Genomic DNA, 17,106 nt, shown 5'->3' with positions numbered 1-17,106 from the left:
ATGCCTCCGCCGTGACTGGTGAGATGGTGTTCCATCGGGTTAACTTGGGAACCCCCGCGACAGACTAGCGAGCGTATATTTGTTGCCCTTCCTTGTAGGTAGACAGGACTTGAATGTCCTTAATGTCCATCGGCTCTACGGTCAATGGGTTCGCGTTCAATACTGCAAAATCCGCCAGTTTGCCAACTGTGATAGAGCCCTTTTGATCCTCTTCAAAATACTGAAAGGCTGCGTCAAGCGTAATCGCCTTGAGTGCCTGCAGCGGTGTGACGCGCTCATTGCTGCCAATCACCTGGCCGCTGCGGGAGAGCCGGTTAACCGCCGACCAAACCGTAAACATTGGGTTCAGAGGGGTTACCATGTAGTCGCTGTGATTAGTAAAATGAAGTCCCAACTCCGTGGCCGACCGCATCGGAGACAAAAAATGAGCTCGTTCTACACCGAGATTTTCCACATGTACATCGCCCCAGTAATAGGCATGATTGCTAAAAAAGGCCGGTACCATGCCAAATTTGGCGTAGGCCTGTAGCTGATCCTGGCGCACAAACTGAGAGTGAATAACGACGGTACGACTATCCTCTGCCGTATTGGCCTTATGAGTCCGGTGTGCACTCAGCAGCATATCAATCGCCGCGTCCGCATTGGCATGGACAAAAGCCTGCATATCCGCAGCGTAAACGGCACCTAGCACAGCATCGAATTGCTCTACCGGCATCATGGGCTCTCCGCGCCAGTTCTGTTCACCGCCGGGCCCACCCGTCAGATACGGTTCGCTAAAAAAAGCGGTTTTTCCCTGTGGCGACCCGTCGCTAATGATTTTGATTCCGCCGAGCTTCAGTCGATTTTGGTAGCCTTTGTATTCAGTGTGCTCGGCGGCAAATTTTGGAACCTCGGCGTATGAACCCAGCGCGACCAAATCCAGAAACAGATCGTTGCGGGCAGCAGCCTCTTTCAGCAGCTCGAATTCTTCATAACCTACCAGTCCATCTTGCGCGGTAGTGACTCCATTGGCTGCATAGTGCTGCTGTGCTTTAACAAGATTGGCGAAACGCGCCTCACCCTGTGGCCGCGGCAACACGCTGATCGCCGGAAACCAGGCGGTCTCCATTAACAGCCCCAAAGGCTCGTTGCTGTTTGGACGGCGCACAATAATACCGCCTTCTGGCGTTGGCGTATTTTCATCGTAGTTGATTTGAGCAAAGCCCTGGCTGTTGAGCACCCCTCCGTGGAAGGAGACGTGAATCAAGAGCACCGGGTTGTCGGGGAAAGCTGCGTCCAGGTCGTCGCGGTTTATATGGCGGCCATCGCTGAGCGTATCTGCGTCGTAGCCAAAGCCAACCACCCATTCCCCTGGTCCAGACTGATTACGCTGCTGCTGCAACTTCATTTCTTCTATAATGTCGGCAATGCTCGCCATCGTTCCCACAGGGGCGCCAGCGATATTGGCCCAACTTGCAGCCCCCGCCGCATGGGAAAAATGACTATGGGGGTCGATAAAACCCGGCACCAGAGTGGCAGAACCCAGATCAATGATCTTAGTTTCAGTATCGATATAGGGAGCAATTTCCTCGCGACTACCCACCGCCAGAATTCTACCCGCCTTGACTGCCACCATTTCCGCATCGGGTGCGCCATCATCCATGGTAACAATAGCAGCGGCACTGAAAACCTGGTCAGCCAGCTGGCTGGGTGAAACCTCGGCTCGCTGCCCCGCACAACCAAATAAGGCGACTGTAAGACAGCATACGATCGTCAATAGTGTGTTCTGTTTCATCGTTGGGTTTCTCTGGCTTTAGACCTGAAAGGCATTATGGTTGCTAGTTTGTGACCCTAACCGGAGGATTGCAACCTGAGCTACTAAGCCAATCGTATTCCCTGATATCGTGTGGCATGCTAATTGCCATGCGGCTGCGTTATCTGACGTACAAACAGCCCGAGCCATATTTTATCGAGGAGTGCCGCTGGTATGCAGGAACTTTCCATAGAGATCTTTCAGTCGCGTATGGAGAATATCGAATTCATGAAGCGCTGTGGTGTTCGCGCGGAATCAGTGGGCTATGGCTTCGGCAAGTCGCGAATGCCGCTCGCCAGTAACGAAAACCACGTGGGTAGTATGTACCTTGGCGCACTGTCGGTGCTGGCCGAAGCGGGTGCCGCTATGTGTGGCTCAACCATTATCGATGACCAGCGGCATTTCCCGATCGTCAGGAGCATGCATCTCAATTTTTTGAAACCGGCCTACACCGATGTCTTTGCAGAGTATCAGCTGAGTGATGACACTATTGCCAGGTTGCTAGCTCAATTGGAGAGCGAGGGACGCAGTGAATACACCGCTGAGTTCGATATGCTAGATGAAAGTGGACTGATAGTGGCAACTGTAATTTCCACGATCACACTGCTCACGCGGCGCGACCAGGTCACCTGACCTGGCGGTGCCAGAGTTGACACCGGGCTTGTGTTTAGGGGCCAGTAATCTCGTGTTGGGTAGATCAACATCACAGATACTTGGAAGCTTGCTCCCGCTGCCAGACTCCATCCCCATACAAGTGCTGAGAGTGGATCAGGCGCTTGTGGTAAATCTGCACATCGTGCTCCCAGGTAAAGCCAATACCACCGTGCAGCTGGGTGGCACGATTGGCGCAGAACTCCGCAGTATCAGAGGCGCTGGACTTGGCAAGATGGGCTGCCCTGTGCGCGGTGGCCGGCGCGGTGTCATAGGCGCAGGCCGCTGCGTAGACCAATGAACGGGTCTGATCTGCCAGGATCATCATATTGACCACCGGGTGCTTCACTGCCTGGAAAAAACCAATGGGGCGGTCGAACTGGGTGCGTATCTGAGCGTACTCTGCCGTTGCCTGCAGCAGCCATTCACTGGCGCCGGCCATATCAGCGGCGACTAGCGTCAAGGTAGCAGGCAGGGCTGCCTGCAACGTCGCTGCGCCGTCCTCTGCAATGCATTCTGCCGCCACATTATTGAAAGTAACCCGGCCCTGGTCGCGGGTTAGATCAACAATGCGGTCAAAGTCGAGCTGCACACCTTCAGCGCTGAGTTCAAGCGCATACAACTTGACCGTATCACCCTCTCTGGCGGCAACTACCAGAAAGTCGACCTTTTGCAAATCCTGCACGTAAAAGGACGTGCCATTGAGCCGGCCGTCCACCGCCGTCACGTCGCTCTGATCGAGCTCATGTGAACCGTCTTTCCCGTATAAGGCAAGCGTGCCACTTTTGCCTTCGGATATCTGCTGCAGCCAATTTTCTGCAGCGGCAGTCGCCGCTTCTCGCAGCACAAATATGGTCTGCAAAGTGGATGTCAGCGGCGTTGGCATGGCCGCCCGACCCACTTCCTCGGCAACGGCAACCGCGCTCACCAGGTTCATCCCCACGCCGCCGGCAGCTTCAGGCACCGCCAGTGCGCTCCATCCCAGAGCCACCATCTCTTTCCACGCCTCCCTGTCATAACTGCCCGGCCGCTCCTTGCCGAAATAGGGATCTTCCGTGCCCGCTATCACTTTTCTTAGCGCCAGCAACGGCTGTTTGTCTTCCATAAAACGGCGCGCTGAATCCTTGAGCATCGCCTGCTCTTCACCGAATCCAAAATCTGCGGGCTGTGGCATAGGTACTCCTCCCTACTTGGTTTTCGGCATTCCGAGCACGCGTTCGCCCAGAATATTGCGTTGAATTTCACTGCTACCCCCAGAGATGGTACCGGTATAACTGTTCATATAGCCCAGGGCCCAGCGGCCATCGTCAATCGCATTGGGATCCCCAACGTAAAGGCTGGCCTCCATACCGAGCATGCCCAGCGCCACCTGATGCAGGTCCTGGCCTATCTCACTGCCGTTAAGCTTACCCTGCAGCGGAATACGCATGGCGCCGCCATTGAGTTCTTTAACACCTGCACGGCGGTAGTTCTGTGACATTGCGTCAATGCGCTCGTAGAGCTTGACCAACCGATCACGCCACACCGGGTCATCCCAAATCGGGCGTCCATTGCGTTGTTTCTCCTTAGCCAGAGCAATCAGTGTTTCGATCGCCGCATAGGGCGACTCACTACTGGCAATGGCGCCCACCCCCGCCGCTGCACCGCGCTCGCTGGTGAGCGTAGACATGGCCACTTTCCAGCCTGCGCCGACCTCGTCAATGCGCATGTGATCGGGGATGACCACGTCTTCAAGGAAAACCTCATTGAAACCAGACTCACCGGTCATCTTGTGAATCGGTCGCACGGTGACCCCGGGGATGTCCATAGGTGCAACAAAATAGGTAATGCCATTGTACTTGTCATTCTTATCGGTGCGCGCCAGCAACAGCATCCATTTGGCGAGCTGGCCTAGGCTGGTCCAGACTTTACTGCCATTCACTATCCAATTATCGCCCTCTTTAACAGCACTGGTCTGCAGGCTGACAAGATCAGAGCCCGCTCCGGGCTCGCTGAAACCCTGGCACCAGATTTCTTGCGCAGAAAATATTGGCGGCAGGTAGGTTTGCTTCTGCGACTCGGTGCCATGCGCCAGCAAGGTGGGGGCCGCCATACCCAGGCCAATCCAATTGATAAAGTATGGCACTTTAGCGCGCCTTACCTCGCTGCTGGCAATCTGCTGCAATCCTGAATGACCGTGGCCGCCATAGATTTTGTCGACATCGGTCGCGATCAAACCAGCCTCATAGCATTTAGCCTGCCAGTCCACCAGGTAATGCTTGTGATCTTCGTGGGTGACCTCGTAGGCTGCCTGGGGCAACGGTATAACAGTTGCAGCCGGCCGGTTCTCCTGCAGCCAGGCTCTGCAGTATTCTCTGAATTCTTTATGTTCGACAGTTTCCGAGGCAGCCATCACTTCACTCTATTGGGTTTTTTCAGACCGCAAAATAAAACATAGATAGCGACAATGAGCAATTTCTATCGGCTTGCCTCCACTCAACGCACCGAAAGCGCTCTGCCAAATGAATACTTGCAGAATCAGGGTTACTGACGCCGCCGTGCCGGTTCAACTCAAAAGGTCTTCAATATCACGATGGCACAAGTTGAAAAGACGGCAGAGCCAGACAGTACAAGAAATGATATTGGACCGAAATCGTTGGCACCTGTCAGTTTTCAGCCATCGAATCTACCCAAACCAGCGACTTAACTGGGCAAAATCCTATTCTATGGATGTCGGGTAGTTAAGTTAGCGATCATTCGCAGGCATCTTCTAGAAAAACTGCCTTCTTTCTTGTCTCTTTTTTGGACCGTCTTGTCTCATTCTCTGCCTAACTCACAACAGCCTGCTGGACAACAGCACGCAATGGTCTAAAATGTGACAACGCTCACAGTTTGTGGGGAATTCAGGCCGCTTGGGGCAGTAACAGCCAAGCGTACAGGGTTCTGCACACGTAATCAGTAGGACTAACATCATGATTCGTAATATCGCTTTATCACTACTTCTGGTAGTCATCACCTCACCTGCCATGGCAGCCATGATCACGGCGACCGCATCTTTGGATGGCCTGCAGGAAGTACCCCCCAACGATTCCGCGGCGACCGGTACTGCAACTTTCACTATCGATGATGTCACCGGTGGCTATGAATTCATGCTCGACGTTGACGGCATTGACGTCTTTGAGATCAAGGCCGATGCTGTCGGTGGCATTCATATTCACGAAGCTCCTGTCGGCTCTAACGGCGGAATCGTAATCAATGTAGCGAGCGACAGAACGTCTTTGGCGATACCTGCCTTCGGCATGTTCAGCATGACGTCTGCTGGCGTTGTGGATGATCTGGGTAGCGTTCTGGCTGCGCTGGCTGCCGGAGACCTCTACATCAACGTCCACACTGAAGAATACGCTGGTGGCGAAATTCGCGGTCAACTCGCTGTCGTGCCACTTCCGGGCGCTTTCCTGCTGTTCGGCTCTGCTATTTTCGGACTGCTTGCTGTTAAGCGCCGCCAACGCGCCTGATACACACCCACGGCACCTGATGCCGTGACATAAGAACCCCGCAGTGCGAGAGCCCTGCGGGGTTTTTTTATGGGGGACCTGAAGAATTGGTAATTCTCTCCTGCCAGCAAGAAGATCTTCGATATCGCGCTGGTGCATGTTGAATGTGTAGTAGAGTAAGACTGCGTAGGAAATGATGTGCGGCGGGGACGCCAAGCCGGACTCGGCGACGCTTGCAGGTTTTCATAGCCTCATACTGCCAACTTAGCCTTAATAAGTAGAGTTAAAGAAATGGAAGCTCAATTGCGTTATACGGATGTTTGCTGGGCCACATCGAGACTGCTCGTCGCGGCGGCTTGCCTGGCGATGCTGCCGAGCACGGCGCATGCGGGAACCGACTACTACAACAGTGATTCAGTCTGGAAGACGGCAGCAGAGGCTGAAGTGGGCTCCTGGATCCAGTTTCAAACTGTCCAAACCAATATCCAAGAGGCCGATCAGGTCGCCGGTATCGTTGGGGACAATGAGCAACTGGGAAGGACCCTCGGCTTTGACAAGAACAAGACCGGGCTTTGTCAGAGCGTGTACTTGCAGACGGTGGAGTCAGGCGCAGGCTTCACCTTCAATGATACAGAGGGCTCAGGCCTGGTATTCACGCCGAATGCGCTCTCGGTGGGCGATGTGAACAACCACGAAAATGACGATTTCGAGCTGCAATTCAATCCGGCCTATGGGCTTCCGCGCGCCGTGGGTTTCTACATCGTCGGCAACACGGCCGAGTCGGGCGAGAACATTCAGGTGTATGGCGTTGGGAACACCTTGCTGTTTACGGGCGGTCTGCCCGGCTATAGCGCGTTCGGCGCTTTCGCGGGTTTTGTCTCGACCGAGGGTATTACCAAAATCCGCATCAATGAGTCATCCGCCGGCGGCGATGACATCGCGCTGAAGGATGTCTGGCTTGGCCCCAATGCCACCAGCCAATCCGGCGACTTCGATGGCTTGTCCGATTGCGATGAAGTCAGCGTCTACGGCACCGACCCGACCGACAATGATACCGATAACGACAACCTGCTGGACGGATGGGAGGTGCAATACGGCTTCGACCCCATCGGGACTAATGAATCAGCTCTCGATACCGACTCCGATCTTCTGACCAATCTGCAGGAGCAAGCGGCGGGTACCCTGCCGAAAAATCCGGACACAGACGGAGACAACCTCCTGGACGGCTGGGAGCTACAATACGGCTTCGACCCGATCGGAACTAACGAATCGGCCCTGAATACCGACTTCGATCTTCTGACCCATCTGCAGGAGCAGGCGGCGGGCACCCTCCCGAACAATCCGGATACTGACGGCGACACACTCCTCGACGGTGCCGAGCTGGCCAACACGGCTCTTGGTTACGACCCGCTTACCTTTAACACGCTTCGGGCGGGTGATTTCAACGTGAATGGAAACATCGTGGGACCGGGCGCTGACTTGTCGGGTGCAGATCTCTCGGATGCAGACCTCGCAGGCCTCACCGAAGGCACTCTCAACGGCGTATCGGGACAGCTGTCGGCTGCTTCCGGGATGACACTTCCCGATGGTTACATTATCAGGAACAACTACATAGTGGGCCCCGGTGTCGACCTGACAGGCGCCAACCTGACAGATACAGACCTGCGGGGCGCATTCTTGACAGGTGCAGAGCTAAGCGCCGCGGTCCTCGTGAATGCCGACCTGCGCGGCGCCGACATGACGAACGCGAACCTCGCAGGTGCAGACCTGACCGGTGCCGACCTGTCGGAGGAGGATGGTCCCTGCTGCCCGCCTCTTCTCCTCTTTGGCGTCTCGGGACAGTTACACAGTGCCGTCGGCTTGCAGCTGCCGGATGGATACTCGGTCGCCAACAACTACATCGTGGGCATAGGTGTCGACCTAACGGGAGCAGACCTGACCGGCGCTGGCGCGGATGGCGTGTACTTTAGCCTCGGCGATGCCACTCTTACAGGCGTTTCGGGGCGATTAAGCCGCGATATTTTTTGGAATCTGGACCTGCCGCCAGAATACCACTTCATCAACGGCTACATCGCCGGCCCGGATGTCGACTTGAGCGGTGCGGACCTCTGGGGTTGGGAGCTGACCAACCTGGACCTGAGCAGCGCGACGCTGATTGGCCTTTCGGCGGGGGAGCTCACTGGTACGACGGGGCTGATGCTTCCAGCGGGATACTCGGTCGTCAACGGCTACATCGTAGGCCCTGGCGTGGATCTCTCATTCGATTTAGATGGGGACCGGGCCCCCGCAGATCTGAGGGACGCAGATCTGAGCAGCATAGACCTGACCGACGCAGATTTGCGGGGCGCACTCTTGATAGGTGCTGACCTGACCGACGCGCTCCTACTGAACGTTGACCTGCGCGGCGCCGACATGACGAACGCGAACCTCGCAGGTGCAGACCTGACCGGTGCCGACCTGTCGGAGGAGGATGGTCCCTGCTGCCCGCCTCTTCTCCTCTTTGGCGTCTCGGGACAGTTACACAGTGCCGTCGGCTTGCAGCTGCCGGATGGATACTCGGTCGCCAACAACTACATCGTGGGCATAGGTGTCGACCTAACGGGAGCAGACCTGACCGGCGCTGGCGCGGATGGCGTGTACTTTGCCCTCAGTGATGCCACTCTTACAGGCGTTTCGGGGCGATTAAGCCGCGATATTTTTTGGAATCTGGACCTGCCGCCAGAATACCACTTCATCAACGGCTACATCGCCGGCCCGGATGTCGACTTGAGCGGTGCGGACCTCTGGGGTTGGGAGCTGACCAACGTAGACCTGAGCAGCGCGACGCTGATTGGCCTTTCGGCGGGGGAGCTCACTGGTACGACGGGGCTGATGCTTCCGGCGGGATACTCGGTCGTCAACGGCTATATCGTAGGCCCTGGCGTGGATCTCTCATTCGATTTCGATGGTAATCGGGGCCCCGCAGATCTGCGAGACGCAGATCTGCGCAGCATAGACCTGACCGACGCAGACCTGCGGCGCGCGTTACTGATGGACGCAGACCTGAGCGACGCGATCCTCATAAGGGCAGATCTGCGTGGAACGGTATTGGCGAACGCTAAAATGGCAGGGGCGGACCTGACCGATGCCGACCTGTCCGAGGACGAGGACGAGGACGATTACTATTTTGGGCCCACGCTGGTTGGTGTTTCGGGGCAGCTGAAGAGTGCCCTCGGCGTGAAGCTACCGTATCGATACTCTATTGCCAACAACTACATCGTCGGCAGGGGTGTGGACCTGACGCGAGCAGACCTCGCAGAAGAAGACCTCACGGGCGCGGATCTTTCAAACGCAATTCTCATACTGGCAGACCTGACGAACGCTATCGGCCTTGACACCACGATAGGTGCGGCCACTTACTTCTACACCAACTTCACCGGTACCGGCTTCGACCCTGTAGCGGCGGGTTGGACGCTGTGTGCTGAGTGCACGAAGTTAGGGGATCTTGCACCACGGGGCAACCCGGACAACCTCGTGAACGCGGGCGACCTACTGCTCATGACGCAGATGATCAACGGCGTGATCCAGCCGACGGCTGTTGAGACGGAGTTGGGTGATATCGACGGCAATGGCGCTTTGGATATTGCGGACCTGCTATTGATGCAGCAGAACCTGCTGAATGGCGCCGCGCCCTGAGCCATTGCGGTAAGGGCTGCGCGATTATTCTCATACCGTTCGCCAATGCGGATAGTGTCGGGCGTTACCTTACGCAGACTCTATCACCCATTGGCGCTTAACTTGTCAGCACCCTACTAAACGTTACTCTGCTGGAGTCATCGAAGGCTGGCCCGCTTCGGCACGGGTTTCATCCAGGCCCGTGCGCAGTAACTGCGCCCAACGCCTGAACATACGCTGTGCATCCTGACGGTTGGTGACGCTATTCGCCCAGCGAGCGTGCCCATAGTCCTGCATGTTCCTGCGGTCGACTACTCGAGCCAGAATTTCACCGCTTACCGAATCGTACATTTCGAGGAACAAGGTCGCGGAACCTGCAGATGCCACATACTGCGTCACTCGACCGGCAACGGGGATATCCGGTGCAGTTATGACAAGGTCAATCAGCGCCGGCCGCAGTATCAATACACTGTCGTCAGCTTTGTCGACAAACTCGTAGCCACCCTTCTCATCGAGCTCAGTCTTGAAGGTTTCATGCAGCAGCTCAGCGGCTTCCTGCTTGATCCGTTCCATGTCCTTGTTGGAAACTCTGCGTCCAGCCACCTTGGTGTCACGCTGCCAGTTTTTCTTAAAGGCCACATAGGCATCCAGCATCAGAAATTTGTTATAGACGCTAAAATCAGCGTCGGGTTTTACGTAGGCCAGGGCCACCTTGGAGCTGTCCTCAAGATGCAGGCCGTCGAAGGAGACCTCCGGGGCTTCATCGGAAATCACGCCGTAGGAGCTGATTAGAACTAGCGCGATGGCGCCGACCAGCAGCCCCAGAGCCTTGGATGAGCTTACGAAACCCGTTTGTTGCCGTGCAAAATTTGGTTGCTGCATGGGATATTCCTAATTAGTTGAGCGCACAGTCTAACAGCACTGCCCATGAATTCTGTAGGGTACTATTGTAGTGGCATTACAGGATGCTTTGACTTATCAGCACCCATTCGGTGATTTACCTTGGCAATAGCTTCACTCGTATTCCTGAGGACATTTACCCACGACAGCCCTTTTATTTGTCTTATACTGAGTCGAGATATCCGTTGTTTCTAACCAGAGAAAACAGCAATGAGCAAAGTTATAGACTTACACGCCCACATAGTGCTCGAGGCAGGCTTCGGTGTAGCTGGCAAGTTCGGCCCCGAACTTTCAAAGGACGAAAATGGCGTGCCGTTCTTTCGTATCGGTGATTACCAGATGAAGCCACTGGACTATAGTGGCACGGTTTTCATGGACACTGATCTGCGCCTGGAAAGAATGGCGCAGGATGGCATTGACCTGCAAATGTTGTCACCCAACCCACTTACTATGTTCCATCATATTCCCGCAGAGACAGCCACCCGATTTTGCCAGGTGCATAATGATGCGATGGCGGAGCTGGTCTCCTTACATCCCGGTAAGTTCCTTGGTGCAGCTTGCCTGCCCATGCAGGATATTGATGCCGCCAACGCCGAACTGGAACGCTGCGTGAAGCAATTGGGGTTGGTTGCCGCCTATACGGGCACACATTTCCCGCACACACTCGACGACAGCTGTATGGATTCCTTTTACCAGAATCTGGTTGCTCTCGACGTGCCATTGTTCCTGCACCCGGCTTCTACCGGCGGCGACAAGGGCCCTGAAGACGATCGCCTGAATCGTTTCAACCTCTCAATCCTGCTGGGCTATCCGTACGAAGAAATGGTCGCCTGCGCCACACTATTGTTTGGCGGTGTATTTGATCGCCACCCCGAGGTTGATATCTGTATCTCTCACGGCGGTGGTGGACTACCGTACTTTTTTGACCGATTTGAAGGCATGGCAAAGTTTGGTAACTGGGTGCCCGAGTCGATCCAGGAGCATGGGCTTGAGGCCATGGTTAAGAAACTATGGTTCGATGCCCATGTGGATGGCGAGGCCGCCCACGATCGCTTAGTGGAGGTGGTTGGGCATGAACGTCTGGTGTACGGCACCAATTTCGGGGGCTGGGACACACCACCAGCGGCAGGCGTATTTGCTGCCTCTTTAACGCCTAACGCTGAGAAACTGCTACGTCTGAATCACTGAAGCCAGACGGTTCAATAAAACCAACAAACCATCGAGAAAGCTATGCCCCAGCCACAACTTTTAACCCACTGCGACCTGTTCTGCGCTGTTGATGAGTCCGTTATAAATGACGGCGCGGTGTTAATCGACGGAGACACCATTAACTATGCGGGCCCGGCCGCAGGGCTTGCCCCCCTGCCCCCGAACACCCAGGTGACTGACGTCAAAGGTCGTTTCGTTATGCCGGGCATGACCGAGACTCACGCGCATCTTTCTTTCGCGGACGAAAGTCCTTTCGCTATTGGCGAGACTACCGCTGAAGAGGCCATGATAGTCGCGGTAAGAAATTCACGCCTGATGCTGGCTTCCGGGTTTACCAGTGCCGTGAGTTTTGGCTCTACCTTCATGATCGATATCGCCCTACGAGCGGCCATCAACAAGGGTCAAATTGTAGGACCTCGGCTATTAGCCGCTGGGCGGGATATTGGAGCAACAGGCAGCAACGTCGATCTTGGCAGCGGCCTGAGCCATATTGTCGATGGCCCTTGGGCTATGCGCAAAGCGATTCGCGAGCAACGTAAGCAGGGCGTGGACATCGTAAAAATATTTATCGATGGTGAAGCCATCAATGCACAGAATCCCCCCGGAGAGCTGTCCTTAACGGATGAAGAAGCACATGCGCTGGTCGACGAAGCTCATCGCAGGAATCTGCGTGTTGCCTGTCACGCCCGCTCAGCTGCCGCCGTCAAGCAAGCTGTGCTCGCTGGCGCAGACCTCATCGGGCATGCCAATTATCTCGACGACGAAGCCGTCGCGCTGCTTGCCGAGAGAAAAGACAGAGTCTTTGTTGGACCGGCATTGGCCTGGGAAATCCGCTACGTCGAATTATGCGAGACGCTGGGGGTTAGCCGGGAAACCGTTCGCCAGCAGGGTTATGAAGAAGAAATCGCCGCTACCATTGTCTCAGTAGGCAAACTCAGAGCCGCAGGCGTCAAGTTAGTTGTTGGCGGGGATTACGGAATTAGTATTGCGCCACACGGCAGTTACGCTCGCGACCTGGAGTATTTCGTCGACCTGTTCGACATGTCGCCCGCTGAAGCGCTGATCTGCGCGACTCGCAATGGCGGTCTTGCCGCAGACCCCGGTGGGAGCCAGGGAACTCTTGAGGCAGGCACGCTCGCAGACCTGATAATTGTCGACGGAAACCCACTGACGGACGTCAGGATTCTGCAGGATCACAAGCGGCTCGATGTGATGAAGGGCGGTGTCTTGTACAAAAATCTTAGCGTCGACAATCCGTACCTCGCCGACCGCCACACACCAACCGTCTAAGGAGCAACCACTGTGGATTTTGGCCTACAAGGAAAGTCTGTTCTAGTCACAGCTGCCAGCAAAGGCATTGGCAAGGCCACTGCACTGGGTTTTTTGCGCGAGGGGGCCAAGGTTACGATATGCGCCCGGGATGCAGACGGCCTCAAGCTGGCCCATGAGGAACTGGTCGCCGCTACCGGCGGGCAGCTACTAGCCATACAGGCAGATGTAACCGATGCAAAACAGGTCGCGGAACTGGTTGAGGCCGCTGAATCAGCCCACGGCCCGATTCAGGTTTTGGTCAATAATGCTGGCGGCCCTCCACCTGGTGACCATAAAGCGATTACAGAATCACAGTGGACCAATAGCTTCGAGCTCACCGTACAATCCGCCGTGAGGCTGACCAACCTGGTGTTACCTGAAATGGAAAAGGCAGGCTGGGGCAGAGTCATCAATATCTCCTCATACTCCGTCAAGCAACCCATGGACAACATGATGCTGTCTAACAGCTTGCGCCTGGCTGTATTGGGCTGGGCCAAAACCTTGTCCAGCGAAGTCGCCGAGAGTGGCGTGCTGGTCAATACCGTATGCCCAGGCTGGACAGACACCGATCGTGTCAACGGATTATTGCAACATCAGTCGTTGGAGCACGGGGTCTCAGAAGCAGAAGTACTGGCCACTATCACCGATAAGGTTCCCTTAAATCGACTCGCGCACGCAGAAGAGATCGCTAACGTGATAATTTTTCTCGCTTCTGAGGCCGCCAGTTATGTCACAGGTGCCGCTATTCCGGTAGATGGCGGCGCCGCCAGGGTAGTCTAGCGGGCTCCGAATTTGATGCACACGAGGCGGATCGCTCCACGCTCACGGTGATGCCGCCCATCGACAACGCGTTTAATCACCGTGAGACAAAGGTATCAATCAACCCGCATCATCGGCCTCAAACCAACGGTAGACAATCCCCGCCAGAGCCGCGCCGACGATGGGTGCCAGCCAGAACAACCACAGCTGAGACATAGCCCAGTCACCCTGGAACAGGGCCACACCAGTACTTCTTGCTGGATTGACCGAGGTGTTAGTCACGGGAATGCTGATGAGGTGAATCAGGGTAAGACCCAGTCCAATAGCGATAGGCGCAAAGCCGGCAGGGGCCCGCTTGTCGGTAGCACCCAGTATGATCATGAGAAACATAAAGGTCATGACGACTTCGGTGACCAGTGCAGCGGTCATGCTGTAGCCTCCTGGAGAATGCTCACCAAAACCGTTGGAGGCAAAACCGGCACCGGCATCAAAGCCAGCCTGCCCAGACGCAATGACGTAGAGAACGGCAGCCCCGGCAATGCCCCCGGCTACCTGCGCTGCAATATAGGGCCCCAACTCACCGGCTGAGAATCTACCTCCCGACCACAAGCCAATGGAAACTGCCGGATTGAGATGGCATCCCGAAATATGGCCAATGGCAAATGCCATGGTTAGCACCGTCAAACCGAAGGCCAGTGAAACGCCTAACAGGCCGATACCCACATCCGGAAATCCTGCGGCCAGTACTGCGCTACCGCAACCACCCAGTACCAACCAAAAAGTACCAATAAACTCTGCAGCCAATTTTTTAGATAATGCCATGGTCTGTCCTCTACTGTTAAAAAACGCTCACCTTGCGGCGAACTAATTATCCATTACCGGTCGTAGCGACCGCGTCAGGGTATTTTCACATTCTGAAGTTGTTTGTTGAAGTTGCCACCAGCAGGCTTATGAACCGCCGCCAGGGAAGTCCCAGGTGAGTCCAGCTCAGGATTGACGTCCAGAGCAGCATCCACTTCTGGTTGCAGTGCTATGGGGATAGTGCCACTCAAACTTTCCATCAATTCTCCCTAGCAGCTTACTACCGGGCGCTAGCTCAAGAGTATCTCACTTCTCATGCAAACAATCCCGCCCAGCCAAATGCCCGCATTAAATAATGTTTATCGCCGATTCTAGCAATTTCTCGCAGGAAACTTGGCGCTACCCTGGGCGCAGTTAGGTAAACTGACCCCGTATCCATACAGTGAGATTAAAAATGCAGTTTGATGATGTCATTCTCGGCCGCCGCAGCATTCGAGGTTATAAACCCGACCCAGTGTCGAAAGCGCTGATTAAAGAAATTTTGGCACTGGCTATGCGTTCGCCATCGTCGATGAACACACAGCCGTGGAATTTTACGGTCATCTCCGGCGAGCCATTGGACCATATTCGGGCAGGCAATACGGAGCGCAATCTGGCAGGTGTACCGCATTCACGTGAGTTTCGTATCGGGCAGGCCTTTGAGGGTCAACATCGCGACCGTCAGGTTGGCGTTGCCAAACAACTATTCTCCGCCATGGGCATTGCGCGTGAAGATAAAGAGGGACGTATGGACTGGGTGCTGCGCGGTTTCCGCCAGTTTGATGCTCCGGTTTGTGTAATTATCACTTATGACCGCGTATTGGCAGACAGCGATGACACGGCTTTTGACTGTGGCGCAGTCACCACAGCGCTGGTCAATGCGGCCTGGTCGCGTGGCTTGGGCGCAGTGATCAACAGCCAGGGCATTATGCAATCGCCAGTCGTGCGCGAGCACGCGAATATTGCGGATGATCAGGTGATCATGAAGGCTGTTGCGTTGGGCTGGCCGGATGATAGCTTTCCGGCCAATGCGGTCAACTCAGAGCGTAAGAGTGTCGAAGAAGCCGCGGTTTTTCTGGGCTTTGATGACTGAGTAATTATGCTCTGACGCTTCTGACCAGTCAGGTACTTTACTGGATAGGCGCGCCCGGCCCCAGTGGTTGCCCGTAGCTAAATTCTACGAAATTCCCGTCCGGGTCACGAATACCGCAATAGTAGCCAACCGGATAAGGCTCCTGACGCGGCTCCCACTCTAGCAGGCCGGCAGCGCGCGCTTTTTGGGCAATGGCGTCCACTGCAGCAATGCTCTCAACGGCAAAGCCGAGATGTGAAAAATCTGTGTCTATCTGGTTGCGTCCTGGCCCGCCCGGGATCAGCACCACGATAAACTCCTTCTCCCGACCGGGTTCTGCCAGCCAAACGATCCGTTTGCCTTTGTCATTTCGGTCATGGGTGAGAACCATTCCCGCGTAGTCCCGGTAAAACTCAATGCAGGCCTCCAGGTCACGAACATGCAGCGCCAGATGAGTAAATGCAGTAGCCATGGCAGCTTCCTCAGTGCAATACTGCTCAGTATACCCGCCGCATCATGAACATGGCGTTTTATCACCGCAACACATCCACTATGAAAGAGATTGCTATGACAGACAGGGTCGCGCAACTGGTGTCGCTGGTGAAGGGTTTGAGTCAAGACTCGGTAAGCAAGCCTACTTTGGTGTACTTCAATATTGTCGGTATAGCCTGGCCGATTCGGGTGCTGCTGCATCTCGAGAAAATCGATTACGATTACGTGCCAGTTACCATCATGGACTGGATAACTCCCGGGCCCGATGGCACGCAAATCCTCAAGCACGCCTTTCGCAATCACCATGTGCCGCTTTACGTCGATCAGGAAGTCTATCTCGATCAGAGCATGCAGATTGTCACAACGCTGGCAGAGCGTGCTGGGATGCTCGGTGTTAACCAGTCAGAGCGTATTGCTGTACAGGCAGTACTGGCCCATTGCTATGACGCCCTGTTTCACTTCAATGGCTTGCTGCCGGTAAATATTCGCCTGAATATCGCCGACGATGTTGCCCAGGCACGCCTCGAATCCTTCATGGGTGGCGAGCCCTGGGGGCTGGCCACCAACGGGTATCGTAACCAGCTATCGGCCTTTGTGAATTATCTGGAATCCAATCATAGTGACAGTGGCTTCATGGTGGGAGATGCAATGACCGCGGCAGATCTGTGGGCATTCAATGTACTGTGCAATTGGTTCAAGGCTTTTGATCGCCAGGTCTTCTCCACCGAATTTCGGCAACTGGACACCTACATACAACATATTGCCGAGCAGCCCGGTATCGCCAGTTACATTCGCGAGGTACAGGAGCCGACAATCTGGTTTCCGCTGCCTGATGTGGCAATGCGACTGACTTCACCGGAAGACTTAAAGGGACTGGTATCGCTGCCCGACTAGCATTCTTGGGATAATGCATAAGAGGGGCACTGATACTCAGTCATTGCCGCCTGCATCAA

Annotated in this window: 15 protein-coding genes; 8 read left to right on the top strand and 7 right to left on the bottom strand. The window is 55.2% G+C overall.

Annotation, left to right across the window (positions count from 1 at the left end; genetic code table 11):
- Nucleotides 1–64: 64 nt before the first annotated feature.
- Nucleotides 65–1,774 (bottom strand): amidohydrolase, encoded by a 1,710-nt coding sequence (locus tag EYC98_RS07710; protein WP_279244740.1) that lies wholly within the window; start codon nucleotides 1,772–1,774, stop codon nucleotides 65–67.
- A 192-nt stretch (nucleotides 1,775–1,966) separates the two neighbouring features.
- On the opposite strand from EYC98_RS07710, the gene EYC98_RS07705 reads away from it, so the two are divergent.
- Nucleotides 1,967–2,425: a PaaI family thioesterase gene (locus tag EYC98_RS07705; protein ID WP_279244739.1), complete on the top strand. Its 459-nt coding sequence runs from the start codon at nucleotides 1,967–1,969 to the stop codon at nucleotides 2,423–2,425.
- A 70-nt stretch (nucleotides 2,426–2,495) separates the two neighbouring features.
- Here EYC98_RS07705 and EYC98_RS07700 read toward each other — a convergent pair whose 3' ends face one another.
- Together EYC98_RS07700 and EYC98_RS07695 are read right to left on the bottom strand one after the other, a co-directional pair.
- Nucleotides 2,496–3,617, bottom strand: a complete 1,122-nt coding sequence (locus EYC98_RS07700) for an acyl-CoA dehydrogenase family protein (protein WP_279244738.1) — start codon at nucleotides 3,615–3,617, stop codon at nucleotides 2,496–2,498.
- Between the two features lie 12 nt (nucleotides 3,618–3,629).
- Nucleotides 3,630–4,835, bottom strand: coding sequence for an acyl-CoA dehydrogenase family protein (locus EYC98_RS07695; protein ID WP_279244737.1), 1,206 nt, complete (start codon nucleotides 4,833–4,835; stop codon nucleotides 3,630–3,632).
- 559 nt (nucleotides 4,836–5,394) lie between these two features.
- Here EYC98_RS07695 and EYC98_RS07690 point away from each other — a divergent pair.
- Entirely contained in the window at nucleotides 5,395–5,937 is a 543-nt protein-coding gene (locus EYC98_RS07690) for a CHRD domain-containing protein (RefSeq protein ID WP_279244736.1), read from the top strand.
- Nucleotides 5,938–6,207: 270 nt separating this feature from the next.
- Complete coding sequence (locus EYC98_RS07685) at nucleotides 6,208–9,591, top strand: pentapeptide repeat-containing protein (RefSeq protein ID WP_279244735.1); 3,384 nt, start codon at nucleotides 6,208–6,210, stop codon at nucleotides 9,589–9,591.
- Between the two features lie 123 nt (nucleotides 9,592–9,714).
- On the opposite strand, the gene EYC98_RS07680 is transcribed toward EYC98_RS07685, so the two are convergent.
- On the bottom strand, nucleotides 9,715–10,452 hold the full coding sequence (locus EYC98_RS07680; protein ID WP_279244734.1) for a DUF3313 family protein: 738 nt from the start codon (nucleotides 10,450–10,452) through the stop codon (nucleotides 9,715–9,717).
- Between the two features lie 228 nt (nucleotides 10,453–10,680).
- Between EYC98_RS07680 and EYC98_RS07675 the strand changes: the two genes are divergently transcribed.
- The 3 genes from EYC98_RS07675 to EYC98_RS07665 are packed head-to-tail and all read left to right on the top strand — an operon-like array spanning nucleotide 10,681 to nucleotide 13,770.
- Entirely contained in the window at nucleotides 10,681–11,658 is a 978-nt protein-coding gene (locus EYC98_RS07675) for an amidohydrolase family protein (RefSeq protein WP_279244733.1), read from the top strand.
- Nucleotides 11,659–11,700: 42 nt separating this feature from the next.
- Complete coding sequence (locus EYC98_RS07670; RefSeq protein WP_279244732.1) at nucleotides 11,701–12,969, top strand: metal-dependent hydrolase family protein; 1,269 nt, start codon at nucleotides 11,701–11,703, stop codon at nucleotides 12,967–12,969.
- Between the two features lie 12 nt (nucleotides 12,970–12,981).
- A complete protein-coding gene (locus EYC98_RS07665) occupies nucleotides 12,982–13,770 on the top strand; it encodes an SDR family oxidoreductase (protein ID WP_279244731.1) in 789 nt (262 codons plus the stop codon).
- A 99-nt stretch (nucleotides 13,771–13,869) separates the two neighbouring features.
- Here the strand turns inward: EYC98_RS07665 and aqpZ are convergent, their stop codons facing one another.
- Together aqpZ and EYC98_RS07655 are read right to left on the bottom strand one after the other, a co-directional pair.
- The gene (gene aqpZ, locus EYC98_RS07660) at nucleotides 13,870–14,571 is read right to left on the bottom strand and encodes an aquaporin Z (protein WP_279244730.1); all 702 of its coding nucleotides are present in this window, start codon (nucleotides 14,569–14,571) and stop codon (nucleotides 13,870–13,872) included.
- A 74-nt stretch (nucleotides 14,572–14,645) separates the two neighbouring features.
- Complete coding sequence (locus EYC98_RS07655) at nucleotides 14,646–14,810, bottom strand: hypothetical protein (protein WP_279244729.1); 165 nt, start codon at nucleotides 14,808–14,810, stop codon at nucleotides 14,646–14,648.
- 194 nt (nucleotides 14,811–15,004) lie between these two features.
- Between EYC98_RS07655 and EYC98_RS07650 the strand changes: the two genes are divergently transcribed.
- Nucleotides 15,005–15,682 carry a nitroreductase gene (locus EYC98_RS07650; RefSeq protein ID WP_279244728.1) on the top strand — a complete coding sequence of 226 codons (678 nt, stop codon included), beginning with the start codon at nucleotides 15,005–15,007 and terminating at the stop codon, nucleotides 15,680–15,682.
- Between the two features lie 37 nt (nucleotides 15,683–15,719).
- Here the strand turns inward: EYC98_RS07650 and EYC98_RS07645 are convergent, their stop codons facing one another.
- Nucleotides 15,720–16,133: a VOC family protein gene (locus EYC98_RS07645; RefSeq protein ID WP_279244727.1), complete on the bottom strand. Its 414-nt coding sequence runs from the start codon at nucleotides 16,131–16,133 to the stop codon at nucleotides 15,720–15,722.
- Between the two features lie 95 nt (nucleotides 16,134–16,228).
- Here EYC98_RS07645 and EYC98_RS07640 point away from each other — a divergent pair, with 95 nt between their 5' ends.
- Nucleotides 16,229–17,047 (top strand): glutathione S-transferase family protein, encoded by an 819-nt coding sequence (locus EYC98_RS07640; protein ID WP_279244726.1) that lies wholly within the window; start codon nucleotides 16,229–16,231, stop codon nucleotides 17,045–17,047.
- The last annotated feature ends 59 nt before the right edge of the window (nucleotides 17,048–17,106 follow it).

This window comes from Candidatus Litorirhabdus singularis (assembly GCF_026262625.1).
GTDB lineage: Bacteria > Pseudomonadota > Gammaproteobacteria > Pseudomonadales > Halieaceae > Litorirhabdus > Litorirhabdus singularis.
This window is presented reverse-complemented; position numbering and strand designations above follow the sequence as displayed.